The organism is Bradyrhizobium sp. CCGB01 (genome assembly GCF_024199795.1).
Taxonomy (GTDB): domain Bacteria; phylum Pseudomonadota; class Alphaproteobacteria; order Rhizobiales; family Xanthobacteraceae; genus Bradyrhizobium.
In genome coordinates this window covers 9,158,285-9,185,261 of record NZ_JANADK010000001.1, presented here as the reverse complement: position 1 = coordinate 9,185,261, position 26,977 = coordinate 9,158,285, and the positions used below count along the sequence as shown (strand labels likewise).

19 protein-coding genes are annotated in these 26,977 nt (G+C 63.8%); 11 read left to right on the top strand and 8 right to left on the bottom strand.

Features of this window, described 5'->3' with window-relative positions:
* Positions 1-23: 23 nt before the first annotated feature.
* Positions 24-950, bottom strand: coding sequence for a response regulator transcription factor (locus NLM25_RS43220; RefSeq protein ID WP_254140995.1), 927 nt, complete (start codon positions 948-950; stop codon positions 24-26).
* Positions 934-4,305 carry an ATP-binding protein gene (locus NLM25_RS43215; protein WP_254140994.1) on the bottom strand — a complete coding sequence of 1,124 codons (3,372 nt, stop codon included), beginning with the start codon at positions 4,303-4,305 and terminating at the stop codon, positions 934-936. Before NLM25_RS43215 ends, NLM25_RS43220 begins: the two co-directional genes overlap by 17 nt.
* Positions 4,306-4,474: 169 nt before the next feature.
* Here NLM25_RS43215 and urtA point away from each other — a divergent pair, with 169 nt between their 5' ends.
* From urtA to NLM25_RS43170, 9 genes are all read left to right on the top strand, one after another.
* On the top strand, positions 4,475-5,734 hold the full coding sequence (gene urtA, locus NLM25_RS43210; protein WP_212487786.1) for an urea ABC transporter substrate-binding protein: 1,260 nt from the start codon (positions 4,475-4,477) through the stop codon (positions 5,732-5,734).
* A gap of 133 nt (positions 5,735-5,867) precedes the next feature.
* Complete coding sequence (gene urtB, locus NLM25_RS43205; protein ID WP_254140993.1) at positions 5,868-6,794, top strand: urea ABC transporter permease subunit UrtB; 927 nt, start codon at positions 5,868-5,870, stop codon at positions 6,792-6,794.
* Positions 6,795-6,812: 18 nt separating this feature from the next.
* A complete protein-coding gene (urtC, locus tag NLM25_RS43200) occupies positions 6,813-7,955 on the top strand; it encodes an urea ABC transporter permease subunit UrtC (protein WP_254123999.1) in 1,143 nt (380 codons plus the stop codon).
* A gap of 10 nt (positions 7,956-7,965) precedes the next feature.
* Entirely contained in the window at positions 7,966-8,721 is a 756-nt protein-coding gene (urtD, locus tag NLM25_RS43195) for an urea ABC transporter ATP-binding protein UrtD (RefSeq protein ID WP_007615920.1), read from the top strand.
* An 11-nt stretch (positions 8,722-8,732) separates the two neighbouring features.
* On the top strand, positions 8,733-9,422 hold the full coding sequence (gene urtE, locus NLM25_RS43190) for an urea ABC transporter ATP-binding subunit UrtE (RefSeq protein ID WP_254140992.1): 690 nt from the start codon (positions 8,733-8,735) through the stop codon (positions 9,420-9,422).
* 28 nt (positions 9,423-9,450) lie between these two features.
* Positions 9,451-10,680 (top strand): formamidase, encoded by a 1,230-nt coding sequence (fmdA, locus tag NLM25_RS43185; protein WP_254140991.1) that lies wholly within the window; start codon positions 9,451-9,453, stop codon positions 10,678-10,680.
* Between the two features lie 94 nt (positions 10,681-10,774).
* Complete coding sequence (locus NLM25_RS43180; RefSeq protein WP_254123996.1) at positions 10,775-11,152, top strand: zinc ribbon domain-containing protein; 378 nt, start codon at positions 10,775-10,777, stop codon at positions 11,150-11,152.
* A 98-nt stretch (positions 11,153-11,250) separates the two neighbouring features.
* On the top strand, positions 11,251-12,291 hold the full coding sequence (locus tag NLM25_RS43175) for an aliphatic amidase (protein ID WP_254140990.1): 1,041 nt from the start codon (positions 11,251-11,253) through the stop codon (positions 12,289-12,291).
* Positions 12,292-12,492: 201 nt separating this feature from the next.
* Complete coding sequence (locus NLM25_RS43170) at positions 12,493-15,627, top strand: autotransporter domain-containing protein (RefSeq protein WP_375167896.1); 3,135 nt, start codon at positions 12,493-12,495, stop codon at positions 15,625-15,627.
* Between the two features lie 51 nt (positions 15,628-15,678).
* Here NLM25_RS43170 and NLM25_RS43165 read toward each other — a convergent pair whose 3' ends face one another.
* From NLM25_RS43165 to NLM25_RS43145, 5 genes are all read right to left on the bottom strand, one after another.
* Positions 15,679-16,509 (bottom strand): MlaD family protein, encoded by an 831-nt coding sequence (locus NLM25_RS43165; protein ID WP_254140988.1) that lies wholly within the window; start codon positions 16,507-16,509, stop codon positions 15,679-15,681.
* 140 nt (positions 16,510-16,649) lie between these two features.
* Entirely contained in the window at positions 16,650-18,869 is a 2,220-nt protein-coding gene (locus NLM25_RS43160) for an acetate--CoA ligase family protein (protein WP_254140987.1), read from the bottom strand.
* Between the two features lie 236 nt (positions 18,870-19,105).
* The gene (locus NLM25_RS43155; RefSeq protein WP_254140986.1) at positions 19,106-20,086 is read right to left on the bottom strand and encodes a glycosyltransferase family 2 protein; all 981 of its coding nucleotides are present in this window, start codon (positions 20,084-20,086) and stop codon (positions 19,106-19,108) included.
* A 161-nt stretch (positions 20,087-20,247) separates the two neighbouring features.
* On the bottom strand, positions 20,248-20,817 hold the full coding sequence (locus NLM25_RS43150) for a class GN sortase (RefSeq protein WP_254140985.1): 570 nt from the start codon (positions 20,815-20,817) through the stop codon (positions 20,248-20,250).
* 174 nt (positions 20,818-20,991) lie between these two features.
* Positions 20,992-23,253 (bottom strand): marine proteobacterial sortase target protein, encoded by a 2,262-nt coding sequence (locus NLM25_RS43145; protein WP_254140984.1) that lies wholly within the window; start codon positions 23,251-23,253, stop codon positions 20,992-20,994.
* Between the two features lie 186 nt (positions 23,254-23,439).
* Here NLM25_RS43145 and NLM25_RS43140 point away from each other — a divergent pair, with 186 nt between their 5' ends.
* Both NLM25_RS43140 and NLM25_RS43135 read left to right on the top strand, forming a co-directional pair.
* Positions 23,440-24,210 (top strand): helix-turn-helix transcriptional regulator, encoded by a 771-nt coding sequence (locus tag NLM25_RS43140; RefSeq protein WP_254140983.1) that lies wholly within the window; start codon positions 23,440-23,442, stop codon positions 24,208-24,210.
* Positions 24,211-24,258: 48 nt separating this feature from the next.
* On the top strand, positions 24,259-25,749 hold the full coding sequence (locus tag NLM25_RS43135; protein WP_254140982.1) for a glycosyltransferase family 2 protein: 1,491 nt from the start codon (positions 24,259-24,261) through the stop codon (positions 25,747-25,749).
* Here NLM25_RS43135 and NLM25_RS43130 read toward each other — a convergent pair.
* Complete coding sequence (locus tag NLM25_RS43130; RefSeq protein WP_254123986.1) at positions 25,746-26,966, bottom strand: ABC transporter substrate-binding protein; 1,221 nt, start codon at positions 26,964-26,966, stop codon at positions 25,746-25,748. The two genes, NLM25_RS43135 and NLM25_RS43130, sit on opposite strands and share 4 nt — an antisense overlap.
* Positions 26,967-26,977: the final 11 nt, after the last annotated feature.

Below are 26,977 nucleotides of genomic sequence, written 5' to 3'. Positions count from 1 at the left end.
GTCAAAACTCACCCGTACAGCCGCTACGAATTCCTTCGCGTCGCATTCGTGGCAATCGCAGCCGCCGCGGTCCGGTTCTCAACGCCGAGCTTGGCGTAGATCTGCTCCAGATGCTTGTCGACCGTGCGCGGGCTCAGCCCCAGAATCTGCGCGATGTCGCGGTTGGTCTTGCCCTTGCTGAGCCAGGCCAGCACCTCGCCTTCGCGGGTGGTGAGGCCGAGCTCGCTGGTGAATTCGGTCGGCAGCGACGTGCCGGATTCCCTGGACAGCCGCAGCAGAAACTCGTTCGGCGCGGTTTCGCCCATGTAATAGAGCCGCAGTTGCGGATTGTCGGGCAGGGAAGCCGCTTGCGACTTCGCGCTGCCCTTGCCTTTCGCCTGCTCCAGCCATTGCAGGAGTGATGGCGGCAGGACGAAGTCTTCGGTCTGCGCGCCGTAATGATCGGACAGCAGCTTCTGCGCCTGCGGGGTCGCCCAAAGAATGTTGCCCCCGCGGTTGACCGCGAACAGGAAACGGCCGGAGACGTCGAGCGCGGCGCGCGCGCTCTGGGTCAGGCGGGCATTGCCGAGATGGACACGGATGCGCGCCAGCATCTCCTCGATCACGATCGGCTTTGTCACGTAGTCGACGCCGCCGGCCTCCAGTCCGCGCACGATGTGCTCGGTTTCGGCAAGGCCCGTCATGAAGATCACGGGCACGTTGGCAACGCCCGCATCGCGCTTGAGCCGGCGGCAGGTCTCGAATCCGTCCATGCCGGGCATCACGGCGTCAAGCAGGACGATGTCGGGCGTGATCTGGTCGACGATGCGCATCGCGGCCGCGCCGTCGAGCGCCACCATCACCGTCATCCCGGCGCCGTCGAGCGCATCGGTGAGCAGCCGCAGCGTCTCCGGGGAGTCATCGACAACGAGCGCGACATCGCGCTTCCTCGATTCAATGCTCATGCGCATGCAACGTCTTCAATGTGGCCATGTACCGGTCGAGATCGAAGCGGTCGACCAGCGACCGCATTTCCGCGACGAAATCGGCATGCTCGGGGTGCTCGCTGCCGATCTCGTCCAGTTTCAACTGGATGCCCTTGACGTAGCCGATCTGGCCGAGCCCGATCAGCGCCTCGATGTGCCGCACCGGTGGCCTTGATCCGCTCTCCGGCCGCCAGAACGGCACCGCGATCTCGTCCGAGCCGTATTGCCATTCGATCCTGAGGAGCTGGCGTATCGTCTCCAGCAGCCGCGGGATGTCGATCGGCTTCATCAGATAGCCGTCGTGGAAGGGCTGTGCCAGCGGCGTGCCGTGGGCCTCCAGCGCGCTCGCCGACACCATCAGGATCCGCGCCTGGTGATGGCCGCTCGTGCGCAAGGCCTCCGCCACCGCCCAGCCGGCCATGCCCGGCATGGAGATGTCGAGCAGGAACAGATCGGGCCGGCAATGCTGCGCCAGCGCCAGGCATCCCGGGCCGTCGGTGGCGCTGAGCAGGATGAAGCCGAGCGGGGTCAGCACCTCGCGCAGGAGGTCGCGATGGACGGGGTCGTCGTCGGTGATGAGGATGGTCTTGCGTGCGCCGTGATAGCCGGAGATCGGGGCCTCCACCGGCGCGATGCGCTGCGGATTGGTGACTTCCGACAGCAGGATCTTGACCTTGAAGGTGCTCCCGGCGCCGACCGTGCTCAAGACCTTGATGTCGCCGCCCATGACGCCGGCGAGCAGCCGGCTGATGGTCAGGCCCAGCCCGGTGCCGGTCTGCGGCTGCGAGACGCCGAGCGCGCCGCGCTCGAAGGGCGCAAAGATGCGTTCGAGGTCGTCGCCCTGGATGCCGGGGCCGGTGTCGATCACTTCGAACTCGGCGACGGGGCTGCGATAGTGCACGACGAACTGCACGCTGCCGGTCTGGGTGAACTTGATCGCGTTGGAGAGCAAATTGATCAGCACCTGGCGCAGCCGCTTCTCGTCGGCAAAGACCACGACCGGCAAATGCGCCGGCCGCCTGAACACGAAGTCGATGCCCTTGGCGGCGGCCTGGAGACGGAACATGCCGACGAGCTGGTCGAGGAATTCGCTCAGGCGCACCTCGTCGCGCGAGAGATACAGCCGCCCCGCCTCGATCTTGGAGATATCCAGGATACCGTCGATCAGGCCGGAGAGGTGATCGGCACTGCGGCGAACCACGCGGACCTGGTCGCGCGGCTTGGTGTTGAGCGTCGCGTCTTGCTCCAGCAACTGGGCATAGCCGCTGATGGCGTTCAGCGGCGAGCGCAACTCGTGGCTCAGGCCCACCACGTAGCGGCTCTTGGCGAGGTTGGCGGATTCGGCGACTTCCTTGGCGCGCTGCAGCTCGGCGTCGGTGCGCTTGTGCGCGTCGATCTCCTGGATCAGAAGCGCGGTCTGCCGCCGCGTCTCGGCCTCGGCGGCGCGGCGGCTCTGCTGCGCCAGGACGAACAGCCAGGCCACCACGCCGATGATGATGCTGAGCGAGAAGAACACCTTCCAGAGCACGTTCGAGACGAGCGAATTCTCGCCGGGCACGCTCGCCGAGGTCTGCAGATAAATCAGTCCCAGCACCAGCGCGACGAGGCCGGCGGAGACCACGAACACGCCGATATAGTGGCCGAACTGCGAGTTGATCCGCTGATAGATCGGCTGTGGCAAGATCCTGCCGAGCGCGTCGGCGAACTGCACCTGCGCCCGCGCATGCGGCTTGCAGCGGTCGTGGCAGCGCGCATCGAGCGAGCAGCACAGCGAGCAGATCGGGCCGGCATAGGCGGGGCAGGACGTCATGTCCTCCGGCTCGAAATTGTGCTCGCAGATACAGCACTGGATCGCCTCGATATTGGCCCAGCTCCTCTTCGGCTTGCGCGCGATGTAGTATTTTCCGTCGGTCAGCCAGGCGATGACAGGCGCGGTGACGAAGGCGACCGTCAGCGCGACGAAGGCCGCGAGCGCTTTCATGGTCGGGCCGAACAGGCCGTAGAACGCCGCGATCGAGACGATGGTCGCGATCGTCATGGCGCCGACGCCGACCGGGTTGATGTCGTAGAGATGCGCGCGCTTGAACTCCATCTGCGGTGGACGTAGCCCAAGCGGCTTGTTGACGACGAGATCGGACACGAGTGCCCCGACCCAGGCGATCGCGACATTGGAATAGAGCGCCAGCGTCTGCTCCAGCGCCTTGTAGACGCCGATCTCCATCAAGAGCAGAGCCACCATCACGTTGAACACCAGCCAGACGACCCGGCCGGGATGGCTATGCGTCAGGCGCGAGAAGAAGTTCGACCAGGCGATCGAGCCGGCATAGGCGTTGGTGACGTTGATCTTGAGCTGCGACAGGATGACGAACATGCCGGTGAGCGCCAGCGCCAGGTCCGGCTGCGACAGCACGTAGCGAAACGCCTCGAGATACATGTGCGCGGGCTCGGCTGCCAGTTCGCCCGAGAGGCCGTGGCTCAGCGCAAAGAAGGCGAGAAAGGAGCCCAGCAGCAACTTCAGCGCGCCGAAGATGATCCAGCCGGGGCCCGCGATCAGCAGGGCGATCCACCACGACGTTCGCGACGTGCGGCGGTCGCGCGGCAGAAACCTGAGGAAGTCGACCTGCTCGCCGATCTGCGCCACCAGCGAGAACACCACGGAGGATGCGACGCCGAACAGCAGCAGATCGAACTGGCCGCTCGCGTCGCCATGCTCGCCGGCGAACTTGCGCCACTCCGTGAACGAGTAGGGGTTGGCCCAGGCGATCGCGGCAAAGGGCAGGATGTGCAGGATGATCCAGATCGGCTGCGTCCAGAGCTGGAAGCGGCTGATCAGCGTGATGCCGTAGGTGACGAGCGGGATGATTGCCACCGCGCTGATGAGGTAGCCGATCGGGCGTGGGATGCCGAAGCACATCTCCAGCGCGGTGGCCAGGATCACCGCCTCGATGGCGAAGAAGATGAACGTGAATGAGGCATAGATCAGTGACGTGACGGTCGAGCCGATATAGCCGAAGCCGGCGCCGCGGGTGAGCAGATCAATATCGATGCCGCATTTGGCTGCGTAATAGGCAATCGGCACGCCGCAGAAGAAGATGATGGTGGAGACGACCAGGATCGCGGCGCTGGCGTTGGTGACGCCGTAGTTCAGCGTGATGGTGCCGCCGATCGCTTCCAGCGCCAGAAAGGAGATGGCGCCGAGGGCGGTGTTGGCGACACGGGCGGCAGACCAGCGGCGCGCGCTCTTGGCGGTGAAGCGCAGCGCGTAGTCTTCCAGCGTCTGGTTGGCGACCCATTGATTGTACTGGCGCCTGACGCGGTCTATTCGCTGCCGCCCTGCCACTAACCCCACTCCCGATACAGACCCGGCGCTCCTCGCAAATCCCGTACCAAAAGCCTACGTCGGTATTTTGCGGTGCAGTATACGCAATCTTGCGTATGCTTGCGCTGCACAAATTCGAGCCATCCTCACGGCACCAATCGCGTGTCCTCGAACAAGAAGTGGGGTGCTCATGTCAGACGAAGCCAACAAGGGCCTGTTATCGCCGCTCCGGCGCAAACTATTAATGGGAATGGCCGCCGTGCCCGCTATCACGATGCTGCCGCGGGCGTCTTTTGCGCAGGCCCCGGCAACCTCGGCGGTCAACACCACGGGTCTGGCGGTCACCGACACCGAGGTGACGGTCGGCATCCTGCACTCGGCGACCGGCACCATGGCGATCTCCGAGACCGGCTCGATCGAAGCCGAAAAGCTCGCCATCGAGCAGATCAACGCCATGGGCGGCGTGCTCGGACGCAAGATCAAGTTCATCCAGGAAGACGGCGCCAGCGACTGGCCGACCTTCGCCGAAAAGGCCAAGAAGCTGCTCGTCAACGACAAGGTCGCGGCGATCATGGGCTGCTGGACCTCGGCATCGCGCAAGGCGGTGCTGCCGGTCATGGAGCAGTACAACGGCATGCTCTATTACCCGACCTTCTACGAGGGCCTCGAGCAGTCCAAGAACGTGATCTACACCGGCCAGGAAGCGACCCAGCAGATCCTCGCCGGCCTGAACTGGATCGCCAAGGAGAAGGGCGCAAAATCCTTCTTCTTCATCGGCTCCGACTACATCTGGCCGCGCACCTCGAACAAGATCGCGCGCAAGCACGTCGAGAACGTGCTGAAAGGCAAGGTCGTCGGCGAGGAGTATTATCCGCTCGGCAACACCCAGTTCAACTCGGTCATCAACAAGATCAAGCTGACCAAGCCCGACGTGATCTTCACCGACGTCGTCGGCGGCTCGAACGTCGCGTTCTACAAGCAGCTCAAGGCTGCCGGCATCGATCTCTCCAAGCAGGCGCTGCTGACCATCTCGGTGACCGAAGACGAGATCGACGGTATCGGCGGCGAGAACATCGCGGGCGCCTATGCCTGCATGAAGTACTTCCAGTCGCTCGACAATCCGAACAACAAGGCCTTCGTGCCCGCGTTCAAGAAGATGTGGGGCGAAAAGACCGTGATCGGAGACGTCACCCAGGCTGCCTATCTCGGCCCGTGGCTGTGGAAGTTGACGGTCGAGAAGGCCGGTTCCTTCGACATCGACAAGATCGCGGCGGCTTCGCCGGGCGTCGAGTTCAAGGGCGCGCCGGAAGGCTACGTCCGCATCCACGAGAACCATCATCTCTGGTCCAAGACCCGGGTGGGACGCGCCAAGCTCGATGGTCAGTTCGAGCTGATCTACGAGACCGCCGATCTCGTCGAGCCGGATCCGTTCCCGAAGGGTTACCAGTAAGAGACGCGGCGTTCGACGCCGTTTCCCAAAAGGCAAAACCGCTCCCTGGCGTGGACCGCAAATCCACGCCCAAGACCCCCGCGTCGCGAACCTGCTCGCGACGCGGGGACCCTTTCCCCGACGGAGGACATCGATGTTCGGCGACTACTCGCTTGGTGATCTTGGCTCCATCTTCGTCATGCAGGGTTTTGCGGGACTGATCCTGTTCTCGGTCTACGTCCTGATGGCGCTCGGGCTTGCGATCATCTTCGGCCAGATGGGCGTCATCAACATGGCCCATGGCGAGTTCATGATCCTCGGGGCCTACGTCACCTGGATGACCTCGAATTTCTTCCAGTCCTATCTTCCGAGCTTGTTCAGCGGCTACTTCTTCCTCGCGATGATCCTGGCCTTCGTCGCATCCGGCGCGCTGGGAATGCTGGTGGAGTGGGTGCTGATACGGCATCTCTACAAGCGCCCGCTCGACACGCTGCTGGCAACCTGGGGCCTCAGCCTGATGCTGCAGCAGGCCTATCGTTCCGTGTTCGGCGCGCGCGAAGTCGGCGTCGAGTTGCCGCAATGGATGCTCGGCTCGTTGCACGTCACCGACAGCATCGAGGTGCCGATCAACGGCGTCTTCGTGATGTGCCTCACCGTGCTGATCACCATCGGCGTCGCCTATGTCATGTACAAGTCGCGCTGGGGCCGCCAGGTTCGTGCCGTCGTGCAGAACCGCATCATGGCCGGCGCGGTCGGCATCAACACCGAAAAGGTCGATCGCTACACCTTCGGTCTCGGTTGCGGCATTGCCGGCGTCGCCGGCAGCGCCTTCACGATGATCGGCTCCACCGGGCCAACCTCCGGACAGCTCTACATCGTCGATACGTTCCTGGTGGTCGTGTTCGGCGGCGCCGCGAGCTTGATCGGCACCATCGCCTCGGCCTTCTCGATTTCGCAGACGCAATCCACCCTCGAGTTCTTCATGTCGGGCTCGATGGCGAAAGTGCTGACGCTGCTCGCCGTTGTCGGAATCCTGATGCTGCGGCCGCAGGGGCTGTTCGCCCTCAAGGTCCGCAAGTGAGAAACTGGGGCTGATGCAATGACCGACAATCGGTTCTTCAATCGATCGGAGCTCATCGGAATTCTGCTGCTCGCGGTCTTCCTGGTGGTGATCCTTCCACTCACGCTGGATGTCTTCAGGCTCAATCTGGTCGCGAAATACCTGACCTACGCCTTCGTCGCGCTCGGCCTGGTGATCTGCTGGGGCTATGGCGGCATTCTCAGTCTCGGCCAGGGCGTGTTCTTCGGGCTCGGCGGCTACTGCATGGCGATGTTCCTCAAGCTTGAAGCCTCGAGCGTGGAGAATACCAAGATCCAGTCGACACCCGGCATTCCCGATTTCATGGACTGGAATCAGATCACCGCGCTGCCGCTGTTCTGGAAGCCGTTCAGCAGCCTCACCTTCACGATCGCCGCCATCATCCTCGTGCCCGGCATCTTCGCTCTCATCATCGGCACCGCGATGTTCAAGCGCCGGGTCGGCGGCACCTACTTCGCCATCATCACCCAGGCGGTCGCAGCCATCCTGACCATCCTGATCGTGGGACAGCAGGGCTACACCGGCGGTATCAACGGCATGACCGACCTGCGGACGTTGAAGGGCTGGGACATCCGGCCCGACCACGCCAAGATCGTGCTGTACTTCTTCGAGGTCGGATGCCTGTTCGCCTGCATCATGATCGCGCAGTTCGTCCGGCACTCCAAGCTCGGGCGCATCCTGGTCGCGATGCGCGAGAAGGAGGACCGGGTCCGCTTCTCCGGCTACAGCGTTGCGAATTTCAAGATCTTCGCCTTCTGCATCGCCGCCGTGTTCGCTGCGATCGGCGGCGCCATGTTCGCGCTCAATGTCGGCTTCATGTCACCGTCCTTCGTCGGCATCGTGCCGTCGATCGAAATGGTGATCTACACCGCGGTCGGCGGCCGGTTGTCGATCCTCGGCGCAGTCTACGGCACGCTGCTGGTCAATTTCGCCAAGACCAGCCTGTCGGAAACCTTTCCGGAATTGTGGCTGTTTGGCCTCGGCGGCTTGTTCATCGCCGTGGTCCTTGCCTTCCCGAACGGTCTTGCCGGAATCTGGGGCGATTACGTGCAGCCGCGCATCGATCGCCTGATCTCATCGCGCAAATCGAAACCTGACGGCTGGACCGACAGCTCGGTTGCCGACGGCGCCCCGGCGGAGTGAGGAGATCATCATGCTCGTAGGTCACCAGCCCAAGGAATTCCTGCTCGCGGTCGAGGCGCTGACGGTGTCGTTCGACGGGTTCAAGGCGGTCAACGATCTCTCCTTCTATGTGGACGAGAACGAGATCCGCGTCATCATCGGCCCCAACGGCGCCGGCAAGACCACCGTTCTCGACCTGATCTGCGGCAAGACCAAAGCGACGTCGGGCTCGATCCAGTTCCGCGGCAAGGAGCTGACGCGGATGCGGGAGAACGAGATCGTCAAGACCGGCGTCGGCCGCAAGTTCCAGAACCCGTCGATCTACGACGATCTCACGGTGTTCGAGAATCTGGAGATCTCCTATCCGCGCGGCCGCTCGGTGTTCGGCGCGCTGACCTTCACCCGCGACGCTGCCGTGCGCGACCGGGTGCACGAGGTCGCCGAGATGATCTTCCTGAAGGACCGGCTCAACGTGAACGCGGACCTGCTCAGCCACGGCCAGAAGCAGTGGCTCGAGATCGGGATGCTGCTGATCCAGGATCCCGATCTGCTGATGCTGGACGAGCCTGTCGCCGGCATGAGCGTGTCGGAGCGCGCCAAGACCGCCGAGCTCCTCAACCGCATCATCAAGAACCGCTCGGTGCTGGTGATCGAGCACGACATGAAGTTCGTCGAGGACATCGCGCACAAGGTCACCGTGCTTCACCAGGGCCAGATCCTCTCGGAGGGCACCATGGAGAAGGTGAAGAACGACCCCAAGGTCGTCGAAGTTTACCTGGGTCACTGAGGAGAATTTCGATGCTGGCAATCTCAGATCTTCACGTCGCCTACGGCCAGAGCGAGGTGCTGCACGGGCTCAACGTCAAGGTCGCGCCCAACGAAATCGTGGCGATCATGGGCCGCAACGGCATGGGCAAGACCACGCTGATGAAATCGCTGATGGGCATCCTGCCGGCCAAGAGCGGCTCGGTGACCATGGACGGAACGGAGCTCGGCGGCCTGCCGAGTTATGAGCGCGTCGCCAAGGGCCTCGCCTATGTGCCGCAGGGCCGCATGATCTTCTCCACCATGACGGTGAAGGAGAACATCGAAACGGGGCTGGTCGTCTCCGGCGGCTCCGAGGTGCCTGGCGACATCTACGAATTATTTCCGGTGCTGCTGGAGATGAAGGGCCGCCGCGGCGGCAATCTCTCCGGCGGCCAGCAGCAGCAGCTCGCGATCGCTCGCGCGCTCGCGACCAAGCCGAAGGTTCTGCTGCTGGATGAGCCGACCGAGGGCATCCAGCCGTCGATCATCAAGGACATGGCGCGCACCCTGAAGCGCATCCGCGACGAAAAGGGATTGTCGATCGTCGTGTCCGAGCAGGTTCTCAGCTTCGCACTCGACATCGCCGACCGCGTGCTGGTGATCGAGAACGGCGAGATCGTCCGCGACGATCCGCGCGACGCCGTCGATGCCGCACAGGTCTCGAAATATCTGTCCGTCTAACCAACCGTGTAAAAAGGGGAGCATCTCGATGCCAGAGACACTGATCAAGGTCGATCTCACCAAGTCGGCCTACGAAAATGACATGGTGCATAACCGCTGGCACCCCGACATCCCGATCGTCGCCTGGGTCAATCCCGGCGACGATTTCATCATCGAGACCTATGACTGGACCGGCGGCTTCATCAAGAACAACGATTCCGCCGACGACGTGCGCGACATCGACCTGTCGATCGTGCACTTCCTGTCCGGTCCGATCGGCGTCAAGGGTGCCGAGCCCGGCGATCTCCTCGTCGTCGACCTCCTCGACGTCGGCCCGATGAAGGAGAGCCTGTGGGGCTTCAACGGCTTCTTTTCCAAGCAGAACGGCGGCGGCTTTCTCACCGACCATTTCCCGCTGGCGCAGAAGTCGATCTGGGACATCAAGGGTCTCTACACCTCGTCGCGTCACGTCCCCGGCGTGAATTTTGCCGGCCTGATCCATCCAGGCCTGATCGGCTGTCTGCCCGATCCGAAGATGCTGGAGACCTGGAACAAGCGCGAGGCCGAGCTGATCTCGACCAATCCGACCCGCGTGCCCGGTTTGGCCAACCCGCCGTTCGCGCCGACCGCTCATGGCGGCCGCGCCAAGGGCGACGTCAAGGCCAAGATCGGCGCGGAAGGTGCGCGCACCGTGCCGCCGCGCGAACATGGCGGCAATTGCGATATCAAGGACCTGTCGCGCGGCTCGAAGATCTACTTCCCGGTCTATGTGCCGGGCGCGGGTCTGTCGATGGGCGACCTGCACTTCAGTCAGGGCGACGGTGAGATCACCTTCTGCGGCGCCATCGAGATGGCCGGCTGGCTGCATCTGAAGGTCGAGGTGATCAAGGACGGCATGGCGAAATACGGCATCAAGAACCCGATCTTCAAGCCGTCGCCGATCACGCCGAACTACAAGGACTATCTGATCTTCGAAGGCATATCGGTCGACGAGGCCGGCAAGCAGCACTATCTCGACGTCCACATCGCCTATCGCCAGGCCTGCCTCAACGCGATCGAGTATCTGAAGAAGTTCGGCTACTCCGGCGCCCAGGCCTATTCGATCCTCGGCACCGCGCCGTGCCAGGGCCACATCTCCGGCGTGGTCGACGTGCCCAATGCCTGCGCCACGCTATGGCTGCCGACGGAGATCTTCGACTTCGACGTGATGCCGTCGGCGGCGGGCCCGATCAAGCACATCACCGGCGATATCCAGATGCCGATCTCGCCGGACAAGTAATCCCTGCGCGACGGGATGCGGGACGGCCAGCTTTTGGGCCGCCCCGCATCCGCCGCGGGAATTCTCTCACAGGCAACAGCGTAGGGATGATGCGATGCCGGTCTATGAATATCTCTGTGACGATTGCGGTCCGTTCAAGGATCTCAGGCCGATGGCCGAATGCGACGATCCGCAAAGCTGCCCGCATTGCGAGACGATGGCGCCGCGCGTCATCCTGACCGCGCCGAACTTCTTCTGCATGCCGGCCGAAAAGCGCAAGGCCCATGCCGTCAACGAGCGCAGCACGCACGCGCCGCAGACGCTCGCGCAATACAAGGCCTCGCATGGCCCCGGCTGCGGCTGCTGCTCGTCGGGCAAGACCGTGAAGGACAAGAGCACGTCAGACCGCAAGAAGCCGGCGCGGCTGGTGACCAAGACCAGGAGCGGCGCCAAGGGCTTTCCGACCGCACGCCCCTGGATGATCAGCCACTAACGCATGATCCGGAAAAGTGTGCAGCGGTTTTCCGGCAAGATCATGCGCGAATAACGCACGCGATGACCTCAAACGAATAAAAGACAGGAGCGCTCAACATGCTTCACGGTGACATTTCCAGCAGCAACGACACCGTCGGCGTCGCAGTGGTCAATTACAAGATGCCCCGCCTGCACACCAAGGCCGAGGTGCTCGATAACGCCCGCAAGATCGCCGACATGCTGGTGGGCATGAAGGCCGGCCTGCCCGGCATGGACCTCGTGATCTTCCCGGAATACTCCACGCAAGGCATCATGTACGACTCCAAGGAGATGTACGAGACCGCCTCGGCGGTGCCCGGTGAGGAGACCGCGATCTTCGCCGAGGCCTGCCGCAAGGCCAAAGTGTGGGGCGTGTTCTCGCTGACCGGCGAGCGCCACGAGGAGCATCCGCACAAGGCGCCCTACAACACCCTGATCCTGATGAACGACAAGGGCGAGATCGTGCAGAAGTACCGCAAGATCATGCCATGGGTGCCGATCGAGGGCTGGTATCCCGGCAATTGCACCTATGTCTCCGACGGCCCGAAGGGGATGAAGGTCAGCCTGATCATCTGCGACGACGGCAACTTTCCGGAGATCTGGCGCGACTGCGCCATGAAGGGGGCCGAGCTGATCGTACGCTGCCAGGGCTACATGTATCCGGCCAAGGAGCAGCAGGTCATGATCTCCAAGGCGATGGCATGGGCCAACAACGTCTATGTCGCGGTTGCCAACGCCGCCGGCTTCGACGGCGTCTATTCCTACTTCGGTCACTCCGCGATCATCGGCTTCGATGGCCGTACGCTCGGCGAGTGCGGCGAGGAGGAGTACGGCATCCAATATGCCCAGCTGTCGAAGAATCTGATCCGCGATGCGCGCCGCAACGGCCAGTCGCAGAACCATCTCTACAAGCTGGTCCACCGCGGCTACACCGGCATGATCAATTCCGGCGAGAGCCCGCGCGGCGTCGCGGCGTGCCCCTATGACTTCTACAAGAACTGGATCGCCGATCCGGAAGGGACGCGCGACATGGTCGAGGCGATGACCCGCTCGATGCCGGGAACCGCGGAATGTCCGATCGACGGCATCCCGAACGAGGCGGCGCCCAGCAATTACTGAGCAATTGCGGTCGCCGGAGCGAGCCGCTTCATGCGCGAAATGGGAATTCGGCCCCTTAAACCGTGGCGCGGTTGCAACATCACGGCCGGATTCTGCCCCGGTTGTGGGGCAAACGGACGCATTTCGGTGCCGTCGTAGTTCTACGGAGCCCCCTCATGGCCTAAGTTCCCCGCGGAACTGGCGGGAACGGGGAGCGTGACGTTGAGGGGCGAGGGGCCATCGAGGCGGCAGGGTCGACTGCGCCGGTGCGCTGTCGCGTTGCTCGTCGGCGCATCTGCGCTCTGTCTGGGATTGAGCCTCAGCGCGACGCCGGCCAGCGCGGCCTGCGCGCCAGATCCGGCGACGAGCGGCCAGACTGTCACCTGTAGCGGCACCGACGCCGACGGTTTTCAGGCCGGGGTTGGCGTCGACAGCCTCAATGTCAACGTGCTGTCCGGCGCGACCGTGAACGACAACGGCGCGGTCGCGATCGGCGTCAACGATTCCAATACCGTCACCAACAACGGGACCGTGTCGGCGGGCTCGGGCCTCACCGGCATTGCCGTTGGAAATTCCAACTCCGTGACCAACAACAGCACCATCACGGTGCTCGACAACGGTCTCGGCATCCAGGCGATCGACCACAACGTCATCACCAATGCCGGAACCATCACGACGGGCGACAGCGGTGCCGCGATCTCGGTCGGCAACAGCAACACCGTCACCAACAGCGGCGCATTGTCGATCGGTGCGTCGGGCGTAGGCGTCTTCGCAGCCCAGAACAACACGATCACCAACACCGCGACGGGTACGATCACCGGGGTCGACGGTTCGTCCGGGATCTTCGTGTTCGGCGGCGCGATCGTCACCAACGCCGGCGCGATCACGGTCGGCGATTCCACCGGCTTCTCCGGCGGCATTATGGCGATCACCGCCAACAACACGGTCACCAACACCGCCACCGGCACGATCACGGTCGGGCAGAACGCCGCCGGCATCTTCATGCAGGGCGACTTCCAGACCGCCAGCAATTTCGGCACGATCACGGCTGGCGACCTTGCCGTCGGCATTGCCGTGCAGGGCGATGATTCGAAAGTCACCAACGCCGGCACGATCAACGTGGGCGGCAGCGGATCGGCCGGCATTTCGATGCAGGGCGACAGGGCCACGATCAGCCAGAGCGGCACGATTAATGTCGGCCTGGCCGGTGCGGGCGTTGCCTATAACGGCTCGTCCTCCACGATCACCAATAGCGGACGGATCACGGGCGCGGATGCTGTCGAAGGCATCATCGTGTTCGGTGATTCCAACATTGTCACCAACAGCGGCACGATCACCGTCGGCGCATCAGGCGTCGGTATGGACGTAAGCGCGTTCTCGACAACGAACCAGATCGTCAATACCGGCACCATCACCGTCGGCGCGGGCGGCACAGGCATCCTGGTGAGTGGAGGCAGCGTCTTCAACTCGGGCACCATCGACGCCAGTGCGTCCGGTGCCATTGCGATCGACCTCTGCGGCTGCGGCTCCAACACGCTCACGCTTGGCCCCGGCAGCGTCATCAAGGGCCAGGTGTTTGCATCGGGAACCGACACGTTCCAGCTTGGCGGCACCGGCAAGGATACGTTCAATCTCGACCAGATCGGGACCGGCCTTCAGTACGACGGCTTCTCGACCTTCAACAAGGTCGACAGCTCGACCTGGACCGTGACCGGCACCGGCAATCAGGATTGGAGCGTGCTCGGCGGCACGCTCATGCTCGCCGGCACCATCAACGGCACCGTGACCGTTGCCACGGGCGGCACCTTTGGCGGCGTCGGCACGGTCGGCACGACCACCGTCAATGGCGGCACGCTGGCGCCGGGAAATCCGACCGGGACGCTCACCGTGTCCGGCGACCTCTCGTTCACCAGCGCGTCGAGCTACATGGTGCAGATCTCGGGCGCCAGCAACGGCCTCGCGGTCGTGACCGGCACGGCGACGCTCGGCGGCGCGACCGTCGTCGTCGTTCCGACCGGCTCGATCGCGAAGCACTACACGATCCTGAATGCGGGGACGTTGCCCGATACCTTCAATCCCGTTGTCGCGGGCCTGTCGTCGAACCTGAAGGCGACGCTGAGCTACGGTCTCAACGATGTCTACCTCGACCTCGCGCTGGGCTATGGCGGCGGCCTCAACGTCAATCAGCAGAACGTCGCCAACGTGCTGACGAACGTGTTCAACAGCACCGGCAGCCTTCCCGTGGCGCTCGCCAATCTCTCGCCGGCCGGCCTGACGCAGGCCTCGGGCGAATCGGCGACGGGATCGCAGCAGACGACGTTCGACGCGATGAACCTGTTCCTTGGCCTGTTGACCGACGTGTTTGGCTCTGGGCGCAGCGGTGCGCCCGGTGCGACGCCCTATGCGGATGAGGCGAGCGCGAATGCCTATGCCGCGACCGGTAAAGGCGCGCGTGACAAGACCACGCGCGATGCCTTCGCTTCGATCTACCGCAAGGCGCCGGCTGCGTCGTTCGAGCAGCGCTGGAACGTCTGGGCGGCTGGCTATGGCGGCTCGCAGACCACTGACGGCAATGCTGCCCTTGGTTCGAACAACACCAGCAGCAGCATTTATGGCACGGCCGTCGGTCTCGACTATCGCTTCTCGCCGTCGACGATCGCGGGCTTTGCGCTGGCCGGCGGCGGCACGGGCTTCAATGTCAACGGGCTCGGCTGGGGCCGCTCCGACCTGTTCCAGGCCGGCGCCTTCGTGCGTCACACGATGGGACCGGCCTATATCACGGCCGCACTGGCCTATGGCTGGCAGGACGTCACGACCAACCGCATCGTCACCGCAGCTGGCGTCGATCAGCTGCGTGCGCAGTTCAACGCCAACGCGTTCTCGGGCCGCATCGAGGGCGGTTATCGTTACGCCACACAGTGGATTGGCCTGACCCCCTATGCTGCGGCCCAGGCCACCATGTTCAGCCTGCCGAATTATTCGGAGTTCGCGGTGGTCGGCAACAACACCTTCGCACTCAACTACGCCGCCAAGGACGTGACCAGCACCCGCACCGAGCTCGGCCTGCGCGCGGACAAGTCCTTCGCCGCGGCCGGCGGCCTGATGACCCTGCGTGGCCGAGTCGCCTGGGCGCATGATTACAATCCGGACCGCACTGTCGGTGCGGTGTTCCAGACCCTGCCGGGATCGGCCTTCGTCGTGAACGGCGCGGCTCTGGCGCGCGATTCCGCATTGACCACGGCGTCGGTACAGATGAACTGGATGAACGGCTGGTCCGCGTCGGCGACCTTCGAGGGCGAGTTCTCGAACGTCACCCGCTCCTACGCCGGCAAGGGCGTCGTGCGCTACGCGTGGTAGGCGCCAGATCAGGCGGAACTGTCACCCTCCAGGGGAGGATAAGAAAAACAGTTACTGCTTCTTCTGCGGCGGTTTGCGCGGCGGGCGCGGGGCGGCAGCGGGCGAGGGCGTTCCGCTCATCTTGTTGGCGGCCTCGCTGACGTCGAGCAGCGAGCGACGGATGTCCTCGACGTAAGCAGCCGATTTCTTCTTCATGGTATCGGCGAGCTCGTGCAGTCCCTTGATCTTCTCGAACAGCTCGTCAGCCTTGCCGTCGGCGAAGCCGGGCACCACGCCTTCGATCTTCGTGACCGCCTTGTCGAAGCCTGCGAAGGCGGTGTCGACCTTGGCCATGACGGAGTCGATTTCGCCGCCCTTGCTTCTGAGATCGGCGGTGTGGTTCTCGAACGTGCGCAGGCCGTCCTTGATCGCGGGGGCGTTGCTCACGATCGTGCGGTCGACACTGTGCAGGGTGTCGACGATGGATTCGGCGTCGCTGAGATCGGCGGTCAGCACGGGGACGCCGTCCGTGTCCAGCGGCACCGGCGGCGCGGAGGGTGCGCCGCCGATCAGCGAGATCGCGGCGACGCCGGTGAGGCCCTGGAACTCGATGCCCGCGACCGTGTCCTTGCGGATCGGCGCGGTGTTGTCGAGCATCACCAGCGCGACGATCTTGCGCGGATTGTCCAGCTTGATCGACAGGATCTGGCCGGCGGGAACACCGTCGAAGTTGACCGGCCCGCCGCGGCGCAGTCCGCTGGCGGAGCCGCCCTCGAACACCACGCGCAACTGGCTCCGGCTCTGGGCGGTGCGCCATTTCTGGACGCCGAGCACGCCGCCGAACGCCACGGCGATGACCGCCAGCGTCGCCGTTCCGATGACAAGGTTGCTCGCGCGTGCCATGTGGCTGAGTCTACGGCCAAAGCGGAAAAGTTGGAAGCAGGCCGCAGTGTTAAGTAGGGCGGGTTAGCGAAGCGTAACCCGCCACTGCTTTCTGGATGCAAGAGGGCGGATTACGCTGCGCTAATCCGCCCTACGCGACATCAATGTCCGGCCGCGCGTTTTGCCGCGGCATTGTTCAGCACGATCAGGGCGTCGACGGCGACGCCTGTTCTGGTGTTGATCAGGAACGGGTTGACGTCGATCGAGGCGATCCGGTCGCCGGCATCCGCGATCAAATTGGACAGGCCGACCAGCGCTTTCACCGCGGAGGCCTCGTGCAGGGACGGCTTGCCGCGATAGCCGCGCATCTTGATGCCGGCCTTGGTGCGGCCGATCAGGAGCCGCGCCTCGGCCTCGTCCAGCGGCGCGCCGGCGAGCGCGACGTCCTTCATCAGCTCGATGTCGATGCCGCCGGTGCCGAACAGCACGACCGGTCCCATCTCGGCATCGAGCGAGGCGCCGACCACGAGCTCGAGATCGGCCTTGACCTGCTGCGCGATCAGGATGCCGTCGAGCTTCGGCTTCCCCTTCAGCTTGCTCACCCGCGCGGTGATGTCGGTGAATGCCTTCTTCACCTCCGCCGCGCTGGCGAGGTTCAGCACCACGCCGCCGATGTCGGATTTGTGCAGGATCTCGGCGCTGACGACCTTGGCCACAACCGGAAAGCCGATCTGCTTGGCGATCTTCACGGCCTCGGCCGCCGTCTGCGCGATTGCCTCCTTGGAGATCGGGATGCCGTAGGCCTTCAGCAGCTTCTTCGAGGCGACCTCGTCGAGTGCGGCGCCGCTCGCCGATTTCAGCGCCTTCTCCAGCACCGCGCGCGCGGCAGGCTTTGAGCTCGAGGCGATGTCGGGCACTTCCTTGCGCAGCTTCGCATAGTCGAGCAGCGACTTGATCGCGGTCACCGCGCGGTCCATGCCCTGCATGACCGCGAGATGCGGCAGCGATTTGCGCAAGTCCTTGGTGAATTCGGTGAAGCCGATCGACATCGCGCTGATGTAGATCACGGGTTTCGAGGCCTGGCTCGCCATCTCGTTGACGATGCGCAGATTGCGCTCGCGCAATTCGTGCGGTGTCTTGGGCAGCTCGGCATCGACGATGACGATGTCGATATCGGGGTCGTCGATCATCAGCTTGATCGACTTCATGTAGACGGAGGGGTCAACCACCGCGGCAAAGCCGGCGTCGAGCGGATTGCCGACGATCGAGCCCGGCCCGAGCATCTTTGCCAGCTCAGAGCCGACATGCGGGCTCAGCGGTGCAAAGTTCAAGCCTTCGGCATAGAAAGCATCGAGCAGCATGCCACGCTTGCCGCCGGACAGCGTGACCGCGGCGAGCCGGTCGCCCTTGGGCACGGCAGAGTGAACGAAGCATTCGGTGGTCTCGATCAGCTCGTCGAGCCCGCCGACCCGGATCACGCCTTCGCGGGTTGCGATCGCGTCGAAGGTCTCGATCGAGCCTGCAAGTGCACCGGTATGCGCCATCGCCGCGGCGCGGCCGCCTTCGGATGCGCCGAGCTTGAGTGCGATCACCGGCTTGCTCGCGGCGCGTGCCGCCTTGCACGCATCGCGAAAGGCCTTGGTGTTGCGCACGCCTTCCAGATAGACCACGATCACCTTGACGCTCGGATCCTCGGCGAAATAGCGCATCAGGTCCGGCGTCTCGAGCCCGGCTTCGTTGCCGGTCGTCACCATGTAACCGACCCCGACGCCGCGATCCTCCAGCGCCTGGCGGATCGCCATGACAATGGCGCCGGATTGCCCGGCGATCGCCACCGCACCCTGTTCCATGGTGACGTTGCGGTCGTCGATATTGGTGAAGAGCTTTTCGCCGGCGCTTAAGTTGCCGAGGCAGTTGGGGCCGGTGACGGCAAGGCCCGTCTCGCGTATCGCGGCTTGTAATTCGGCGGCGAGCTTCTGGCTCTCATCATCCTGCAACTCGCTGAAGCCGGAGGTGACGATGGTGGCCGAGCGCGCGCCGGCGGCAGCGGCGTCGCGGATCACCTGCACGGCGAAGCGCGCCGGCACCAGCACCAGCACATGATCAGGCTTTTCCGGCAGGCTGGCAAAATCCTTGAAGCAGGGGACGCCCCAGATGGTCTCGCGCTTGGCGTTGACCGGATAGAGCCCGCCCTCGTAGCCGTACTTGACCAGATTGTTCCAGATGCGTTCGGCATAGTTGCCGGGCTTGTCAGTCGCCCCCACCAGCACGATGTTGTGCGGGTGCAGCATGGCGTGAATGCCTTTGACGATGTCGCTGGCGTCGGGTGCTGGAGACCATGGGCGCGGAGAAACGGACGCAGCAGACACCTGGGCTTCCATGGCGCTTCCTCACTTATTGTTTTTGTTGCAGCGCGCTGTCATGCGCCGGCTTCTGGCGGGACTGATCGTGACTGGCTCCATGCCGCGTGACGGAATGAAGTGGCTTTGCGACAAGGCTAGCATCACCAGACTTTTGGCGAAAGTGCGAACGGCGAGGTGAAGTGCTACGACGTCGTGACGCTCATTCTCGCAATGGACGACGCGCGCTCCAAGCACTTCGCTGATCTCCTGCTTGTTCAGTAGCGCAGCAGGCTCAGCTTGTAGGCGTAGTGATAGGCCAATTGCTTCGCGAGATAGGGAGCGATGGCGCGCCTGATCTGCATCTGCGTCGGGTCGAAGCCGAGACAGCGGCGCCGCAGGATGCCCATCTCCCTGACGCCGACTGCGTAGGTCGAAGCCGTCTTCTGTGCATCGTGGATTCGGAAGCAGGCGAGAAATCGCGGCAGCCGCACGAGCTTGAATTCCGCAGCCTGCGCCCGCAGGATGAAGTCCCAGTCCATCGCGTAGTGGAAGTTCTCGTCGATCGGCCCGATCCGGTCCCACACGCGCTTGCGCCAGAACATCGTCTCCTGCGGAATGTAATCGGCATATTGCAGCGCCTTGCCGTCATGGGGTGGCAGCACGGCGCGGCCGACCTCGAGCCCCTCGCGATCGACAAAGACGCGATGGCCGTAGACGACGTCGACATCGGGGTGCGACATGAAATAGTTGGCGACATAGGCGAGTGTTCCGGGCAGCAGCATGTCGTCGCTGTTGAGATAAGCCATGATCTCGCAATCGGCACCGGCGAAGCCGAGATTGATGGCGTTCGACTGCCCCGTGTCCGGCTCGCTCTTCCAGCTGATGCCGTCGCCAAGGGTCTTCAGGAGATCGATCGTGCCGTCGATCGAGGCGCCGTCCTGCACATGATAATACAGGCTCGGATAGTTCTGGCTCACGATGCTCTCGATCGCGGCGCCGAGATATTGCGCATGGTTGTAGCTTGGCGTGACCATCGCGATCCGCGGCGCACGCGCCGGGATCGCAGGCGCAGGCGGGAAAGCGGTCAGGTTGAGCAGGCGCGGCGGATATTGCTCGAAGGTCCACATCGGCGGGCGTCGCCAGAGGCTCCGAAGCGAGGACCGTCTTTGCCCGGCGGCAATGAGATCCTGGTTCCTTTCCAGGAGTGCGATGCGGTTCTCGAGCTGTTCGAGACGCTGCCTGAACTCGTCGGCCATTACCGTTTGTCCTGAAAATTGCAGCGTCAAATCAATCGGCCTTTCTTACAGGGCGACGGGCGAGGACGCCAGTTCAGTGGCCCCATCAAACGCGATTGCCGGGCGTGGCAGGTGCCATCTGCGAGGCTTCAACCGGTCCCGAACGGGCCGATTGCGAACCGCTATTCATCGGCTTTGATCAAGGTGGCATGCAGGGTGTAGCGTTCGGGGCCCGAGGTGACGGCGTCGAACGGCCAGCAGGTCGCGAGCACGAGCTCGAAGTCCTGCGTTGCGGGATCGATGCCCGATGCATCGAAACGAACGACCGCGGAAGAATCCGTGCGATAGCGGAAGTGTTTGCCGTCACTGCGTGTGACATCGATTACGTCACCAATGGCAACATTCCGCAGGAAACGGAAATGTGTGTCGCGATGTGCAGCATATACCGCAATGCCGCGCTCGCCGGCATCAACCGTTTGGTGGATATGGCCGGGTCCGAAGGCAAGTGCCTGACCGCTGGTGCCTTCCAGCACGATGGCGCTGGCGCCGATCCGCTTCACCTCGATCCGTGCGACCGGCCAGGTGTCGGCCCAAGACCATGGCTTGACCATCGTGCCGGTCGCAACGCTCCTGTCGAACGCGCGCTCCAGCAGCACCTGTGCGAGCCATGCCTTGGCGTGGATGTACGCGCCGTCGCCGAACAGGATGGTGCCGATCAGCGCGAGCGCCAGGGGAGAGATGAAGCGGGGCATTGTATCCACAATCGTCATTGCGAGCGAAGCGAAGCAATCCAGATTCTTTCCCCGGAGGCAGTCTGGATTGCTTCGCTGCGCTCGCAATGACGGAAGAAGAAAAAGGCGCGCGCGGCCGTTGGTGTGGGACGGGCGACCGCGCGCGCTAACAGAGGAGTTCGGGGGGCTCCTCTCTCAAGCAGCGTCAGTGAGCAAGGACTGACGCCGGTTGAACACGAACAGGATCAGGGCGAGCACGATCAGGACGAGGCCAGCGATCATCTTCAGCTCGGCCGAGGTTGCAGTCTTGGGCAGGCGAACGGCATCGGGGGCGGCAGGTGTCGGCCGTCGCACTGCCGGCTGGTTGCGCGCGTCGGCATGACGTTCGCGGAGTTGCGCCGGCACCTGCGGCCGTTCGCCAAAGACCTTCGCGAAATCCCAGCCGGCCGGCAGGTTGAGCGGCAGCTCGCTGAGCTTGAGCGGCTCGCCCTCGGGGCGGCTCGGCGTCTTGTCAACCGCGACGAGGCTGGTCAGCCGCGTGACGATCTGATGGTCGAGCGCCAGTGCCAGGATCGCTTTGTCGGATGCGTCGGGTGTCATCTCGCGCAGGGTGCGGGCGACCTCTGCGTCGCCGATCTTGCGCTGTGCCCAGAGTTTTGACAGGCCCTTGCCTTCGGCGGCGTTTTGTAGCGGCAGCGTCACCGACCACGGGCGATCGCCGACGCGTCCCTTGATCTCGAGCGAACCCGCGAGCTTGTCGAGCTTTGCCGCCAGCACCAGCGGCTCGTCGCGATAGATGTCGGGAACGATCGCCGGCGTGACGTCGGCCTTCGCGTCAGAGAACTTCGCACTGAGGCCGGTCACTGCCGGGTTCTCCAGTTTGGCGAACAGGCCGCGCATGCGCTCCTCGACCTGCTCGACGGAGCCGATATGGGTGAAGGCACCGCGGCCGAGTTCGGCGGCGCGCGTCATCAGATAGGTGTTGGGCGCGGATCCGATGCCGACCATGAAGACGCGCGAGCGCCCCCGCATCGCCGTGATCGTTTCGAACAATTGCTGCTCGTTGCCGATCGCACCGTCGGTCAGGAATACCACCTGGCGGACCATGCCGGTGTCGCCGAGCTTGTCCGTCAGCGCCGCCCGCATCGCCGGCACCATCTCGGTGCCGCCGCGCGCCTGCAACGCGTCGACGAACGAGGTTGCGTCCCTGACATGCGCTGCATCAGCCTGTACGGCGGTCGGGAACAACACATCCATGGTGTCGTCGAACCGGATCACGTTGAAGCGGTCGTTCGGCTGAAGGCGCCCAAGGGCGTAAAGCAGGCTGGCCTTGGCCTGCACGATCGACGTGCCGCCCATCGAGCCGGAATTGTCGATCACGAACACGACCTCGCGCGGCAGCGGCTTTTGCGTCGCCTGCTCGGCGCTGGGCGGGGTGACGAAGGCGAGCAGATAATCGGCATCGCCGACACGCTCACGGAACAGGCCGACCGACGGCGCCTTCTCCGCGGCGGGCTTCCAGGTCAGCTCGAAATCGCGGTCGGCGGGTACAGTGCCCTCAGCGAGCGTGACGATCCGCGTCGCATTGTCCGGGCTCTCGACCTTGACGTTATGGTGGTGGCTCTTGACCTCGCCGAGCGCGAAGCCGGCTTTCAAACGCACCGTGATGCTGGTCGGATTGACCGGCGCGTTCTTCGCGGGATCCAGCACCGGCGGCGAGATGCGGTCGCGGTCAGGCACCGGATCCGAATTCGTCGCGCCCCAGCCCGAGCCGTCGTTGCGGAAGTCGACGCTCTGTACGATCGGCGCCGGATTGTAGCGCGGTCCGACCACGAGCGGCAGGCGCAGCGAATATTCATTGCCGGATTGATGCACCGGCTCCTGGTATTCGATCTGCACCAGCACGGTTTCGCCTGGGCCGATATTGGCGACCGAGTTGGTGAAGATGTTCGGCCGCTCCTGTTCGGTGAGCGCGGCCTTCTGGCCGGTACGGCGCGCCTGCTCGTAGACCAGGCGGGCCTGCTGCCGCTCCTTGATGTCGCCGACGATGACGCGGTCGCCGACCACCATCTTCAGCGTATCGACGGCGCCGCCGGTGGGAAGCGGATAGACATAGGTCGCCTCGACCCAGTCCTTGGTCGGATTGCGGAAGATCTGGGTGACGCGGGCGCGCAGCGTCGGACCGGATACCGTGATGTCGACGTCGATGCCGAGGCGGATCGCTTCGGCATAAGCGCCGTCCTCCTTCAGCAGAAGGGTGCCGGATCTGGCATCGCCGGGCTGGAGCAGGCTGGCCTGCTCCGCCGTCGCCGACCATCCCGGCTCAAAACTCACCAGCAGGGCCACGAAGGCGACCAGCATCACTGCGATGCCCTGCACCAGAAGAAATAGTCCGATCGTGATCAGCCGCCCCAGCATGGGGTGTTCGTCACTGTCGGCCGTGTCGTAGGTATCCATTTCGCCTGCTCCCGAAGGATGTTTGCTGGCTCGGAGCATCCGTCGGGAGGGCCTGAATTCGCGAGCAGAATGATCGGCAATGTTCCGCCGCAGCCGGCCCCGGCAGCCGCGGCCGGAACGGCCAAGTGCGGTTTTGTGCTGGTTTGTCCGCCCTGCTAGACTGGCTCTCGCAAGGCAGGGTTGACGATGCAGATGCAGGATAAAATCACCGATAGACAGCTTTCGGACGAGCAGAGCCGCGAGATCGCGGAGACCATCCGCGAGGAGCTCGCCAGGCGACGGATTTCCCGGCAGGCGCTGGCCGAGCAGGCCAAGCTCAGCCTGTCCACGCTGGAGAAGGTGCTCGGCGGCCGGCGGCCGTTCACGCTGGCAACGACCGTGCGGCTGGAGCAGGCCCTCGGCGTATCCTTGCGCAAAAGCGTCATCGTGGTGGCGCCCCCGGCCGCAAACGATGTCGCGCCCGACAGCCTCGGCTCTTATGCGCATCGCGCGGTGACCTGGCTCGAGGACGTCTACATCACGCTGCGGCCATCCTTCGGCGACAAGGATGCGATCTTCGCCTATCGCACCGAGATCGTCTGGGAGCCGAAGGTGTCTTCACTGGTGTTCCGCGAGGGCGAGCGGACCGATGCCGCCTATGAGCACACCGGCGAGGTGGCGGTGCCGCATCAGTCCGGCTTCATCTACCTCGTCATCATCAAGCACGGCCAGCATCGCGTGATCACGGTGTCGCGGCCGACGGTTGCCGGCGAGATGTACGGCATCATCTCGACGCTCCGCGCCGGCCCCGGCTCGCAATTGACGCCGATCGCGGCGCCGATCGCCTATGTGCCGCTCCGCAATGTCCCGAAGCCGTCGCTGGGACGGGTCGGTCCCGACGATCCCAACCACGCGTTGTATGCAAGGCATCTGCGCCGCACGGTGGAGGAATCGTTCGCATTGTTTCTGTCGGTATAGTCTGTGAGAAAAGTCCGAAAATGGCGTCGCATGCGTCTATAAGGAGGCATGCAGGACGTGCCCGCGTCATACGGTGGTGAATCCCCGCTTTTCTCCGTCATCATCCCGCTCGAGTTTCATCGCGGGCAGTGGGAGCTGTCGTGGCTCGGCTGGACATCGCAGACAGCGGACGCATCTCTTTACGAACTCATCCTGGTTGTGCCGCCCGACTTCACGGCGCACGACAAGCTGAGCGCCCTCGCCGGCGACAGTGCGCGTCTCGAATTCACCAACTCGGATCACGACATCGGGCTCTGCGCCTTCGGCGCGGCCAAGGCCCGCGGCAAATACCTCTTCTTCACGGAGTCGCATTGCTGGCCCGAGCCCGACGTGATCGATGTCTGCATCCGCGCGATCGACGCTCATCCCGACTGGGCCGGGTTCTCCTGCCGGTCGGTGCCGATCTGCCATAACCGGCTGTCGGTGGCGGAGGCCGCCATGTACCAGGCCGATATCGAGTTCGGCATGAAGCAGCATCCCTGGCGCAAGGTGCTGGACCAGTGCTTCGTGACGCGGCGCGACGTCTATCGGGAATGCGGCGGGCTGCGCGAGGAGTTCGGTCATTTCGCCGAATGGGTGCTCGCCGCCGCGTATCACGCGAGGGGCCATAAGATCGGCTATCTCGAGGAGGCGCGCTTCCATCACTACTATGTCGGCGAAATCGGCGAGCTGAAGAAATTCACGCTCGATTTCGTGCAGGGCGAGATCCGCTATCTCAGCGAGGCGCGTAGCGATCCCGGCAGCGATCTGCTCGACATTCCGATCGAATGGAACAGCCGCGGCGATTTCAACGTGGCGCTCGCGCGCAGCGCCCTGGTCGCACGGATGCGATCCGCGCACGTGAATCGCGAGAGCCTGGATGGCCTCTGGCGCTGGGGACCGATCGCGCTGACGGGCGGCCGCTCTGCGTGCAGTTCAGCGCGCGTTGCCGCGGCCTATGCGCGTTGTGTGCTGACCATGCTCACGATGGTCGGCTCGCGCGACGGCATTGCACGTTGGCTGAAGCGCTATATCGCCTCGCTGATCCACTTTCAGCGCCTCGATTGCATTCACGGCAGCGGCGAGGCCGCCGGCGCGAAACTGCCCCGCCTTGGAGATCGGGTGGTGGCGCAGGCGGGGTTCCACGCGCCTGAAGTCTGGCAGCACCGCAGCTTTCGCTGGAGTGAGCCGGAAGCCGCGTTGCGGATCAAGGTGCCGAAGGGGCGCAACATGATCCGCATTGCATCGCCGGAGATTCGCGGACCCCTGGATCGAATCGGGGTGCGGTTCTATCTCGACGGCGTACGCCTCTCCAATGCAGCGATCGCCATCGACGCCGACGCCTTCGTCCTGCAATTCGATCAGCCGTCATCCGGCACGGCGATACTGGCATGGACATGCTCGCGCTTTGCGGCGCGAGGTGACGAGCGCCGGCTTGGTCTGCCGGTGGCAGGGATCAGCATCGGGGCGGACGAAGGCGCGAACGACGCGCCATCGCCCGCCGCCATGATGCAGGGCTAGCCGCCCGTTTCGGCGCTGATGATGTCGCCGAACAGCTCCCACTGGCCCTTCTTGAACCGCCACATCTTGAGCTGCTCGATCGGCGCGAAGTCGGTGGAAGAGGTATTGATCTTGATCCCCGGGATCAGCGTGTCGGGGACGAAGTCCTTCAGGCTGGCGGCCTGCTTCATCACGTTCTCGCGGGTCAGGTTGTCGCCCGACTGCTTCAGCACCTGCACCATCGTCTGCGCCGCGGCATAGGCGTACACCAGATTGGCGTCCGAAATGTTGGCGCCGGGCATGTACTTGTCGATGAAGGTCATGAACTTCTTCATGCCCTCGTCGTCCTTCCACTGCGGGTCCGACGCATCCTTCAGATAGCCCGCCGACAGCACGCCTTCGGAGGCCTCGAGGCCGGCCGGCTTCATCACCGCGCCGATGGACACCGACACGTCGGTCATCAGGTGCATCGGCTTCCACTCCAGCTCCGCGATCTTCTTGATCGCCTGCGCGGCGAACTTCGGGGTCGCGATGTTCACGAAGACATCGGCGCCGGTGCCCTTGAGCTTGACGATATGGGCATCGATCGACGGCTCCGACGTCTCGTAGCTCTCTTCGGCCACGATCAGCTTCGCTGCCTTGTCACCGAACACGTCCTTGATGCCGGCGAGGTAGTCCTTGCCGAAGTCGTCGTTGGCATAGAAGATCGCAACCTTCGCGTCCGGCTTCTCCTTCAGAATATACTTTGCGAAGATCTGTGCCTCGACCCGGTAGCTGGGCTGGAAGCCCATGGTCCAGGGAAAGTTCTTCGGGTCGTTCCACTTGCTGGCGCCGGTGGCGAGGAAGAGCTGCGGCACCTTCTTGGCGTTGTGATATTTCTGCACGGCGGTCTGGGTCGGTGTGCCCAGCGCGTTGAACACCAGGAAGACCTCGTCGCTCTCGATCAGCTTGCGGACCTGCTCCACCGTCTTCGGCGGCGAGTAGCCGTCGTCATACGAAATCCAGTTGATCTTGCGGCCGTTGATGCCGCCCTGGTCGTTGATCATCTTGAAATAGGCTTCCTCGGTCTTGCCGATGATGCCGTAGGCGGAAGCGGGACCCGAATAGGCCTCGACATTGCCGATCTTGATCTCGGTGTCGGTGACGCCGGTGTCGTACGCCTTCTGCGCATACGCGGATGGGGTCGCAAGCAGTGTCAGCGCCGTTGCTGCGGCAAGCAGGGAGAGTTTCTTGTTCATGAAAATTCCTT

What these genes read in the sequence shown, in the direction of transcription:
- NLM25_RS43220 (WP_254140995.1), bottom strand. Translation starts at nt 950, where the DNA reads ATGCGCATGAGCATTGAATCGAGGAAGCGCGATGTCGCGCTCGTTGTC.
- urtA (WP_212487786.1), top strand. Translation starts at nt 4,475, where the DNA reads ATGTCAGACGAAGCCAACAAGGGCCTGTTATCGCCGCTCCGGCGCAAA.
- urtB (WP_254140993.1), top strand. Translation starts at nt 5,868, where the DNA reads ATGTTCGGCGACTACTCGCTTGGTGATCTTGGCTCCATCTTCGTCATG.
- urtC (WP_254123999.1), top strand. Translation starts at nt 6,813, where the DNA reads ATGACCGACAATCGGTTCTTCAATCGATCGGAGCTCATCGGAATTCTG.
- urtD (WP_007615920.1), top strand. Translation starts at nt 7,966, where the DNA reads ATGCTCGTAGGTCACCAGCCCAAGGAATTCCTGCTCGCGGTCGAGGCG.
- urtE (WP_254140992.1), top strand. Translation starts at nt 8,733, where the DNA reads ATGCTGGCAATCTCAGATCTTCACGTCGCCTACGGCCAGAGCGAGGTG.
- fmdA (WP_254140991.1), top strand. Translation starts at nt 9,451, where the DNA reads ATGCCAGAGACACTGATCAAGGTCGATCTCACCAAGTCGGCCTACGAA.
- NLM25_RS43180 (WP_254123996.1), top strand. Translation starts at nt 10,775, where the DNA reads ATGCCGGTCTATGAATATCTCTGTGACGATTGCGGTCCGTTCAAGGAT.
- NLM25_RS43175 (WP_254140990.1), top strand. Translation starts at nt 11,251, where the DNA reads ATGCTTCACGGTGACATTTCCAGCAGCAACGACACCGTCGGCGTCGCA.
- NLM25_RS43165 (WP_254140988.1), bottom strand. Translation starts at nt 16,509, where the DNA reads ATGGCACGCGCGAGCAACCTTGTCATCGGAACGGCGACGCTGGCGGTC.
- NLM25_RS43160 (WP_254140987.1), bottom strand. Translation starts at nt 18,869, where the DNA reads ATGGAAGCCCAGGTGTCTGCTGCGTCCGTTTCTCCGCGCCCATGGTCT.
- NLM25_RS43155 (WP_254140986.1), bottom strand. Translation starts at nt 20,086, where the DNA reads ATGGCCGACGAGTTCAGGCAGCGTCTCGAACAGCTCGAGAACCGCATC.
- NLM25_RS43150 (WP_254140985.1), bottom strand. Translation starts at nt 20,817, where the DNA reads ATGCCCCGCTTCATCTCTCCCCTGGCGCTCGCGCTGATCGGCACCATC.
- NLM25_RS43145 (WP_254140984.1), bottom strand. Translation starts at nt 23,253, where the DNA reads ATGGATACCTACGACACGGCCGACAGTGACGAACACCCCATGCTGGGG.
- NLM25_RS43140 (WP_254140983.1), top strand. Translation starts at nt 23,440, where the DNA reads ATGCAGATGCAGGATAAAATCACCGATAGACAGCTTTCGGACGAGCAG.
- NLM25_RS43135 (WP_254140982.1), top strand. Translation starts at nt 24,259, where the DNA reads ATGCAGGACGTGCCCGCGTCATACGGTGGTGAATCCCCGCTTTTCTCC.
- NLM25_RS43130 (WP_254123986.1), bottom strand. Translation starts at nt 26,966, where the DNA reads ATGAACAAGAAACTCTCCCTGCTTGCCGCAGCAACGGCGCTGACACTG.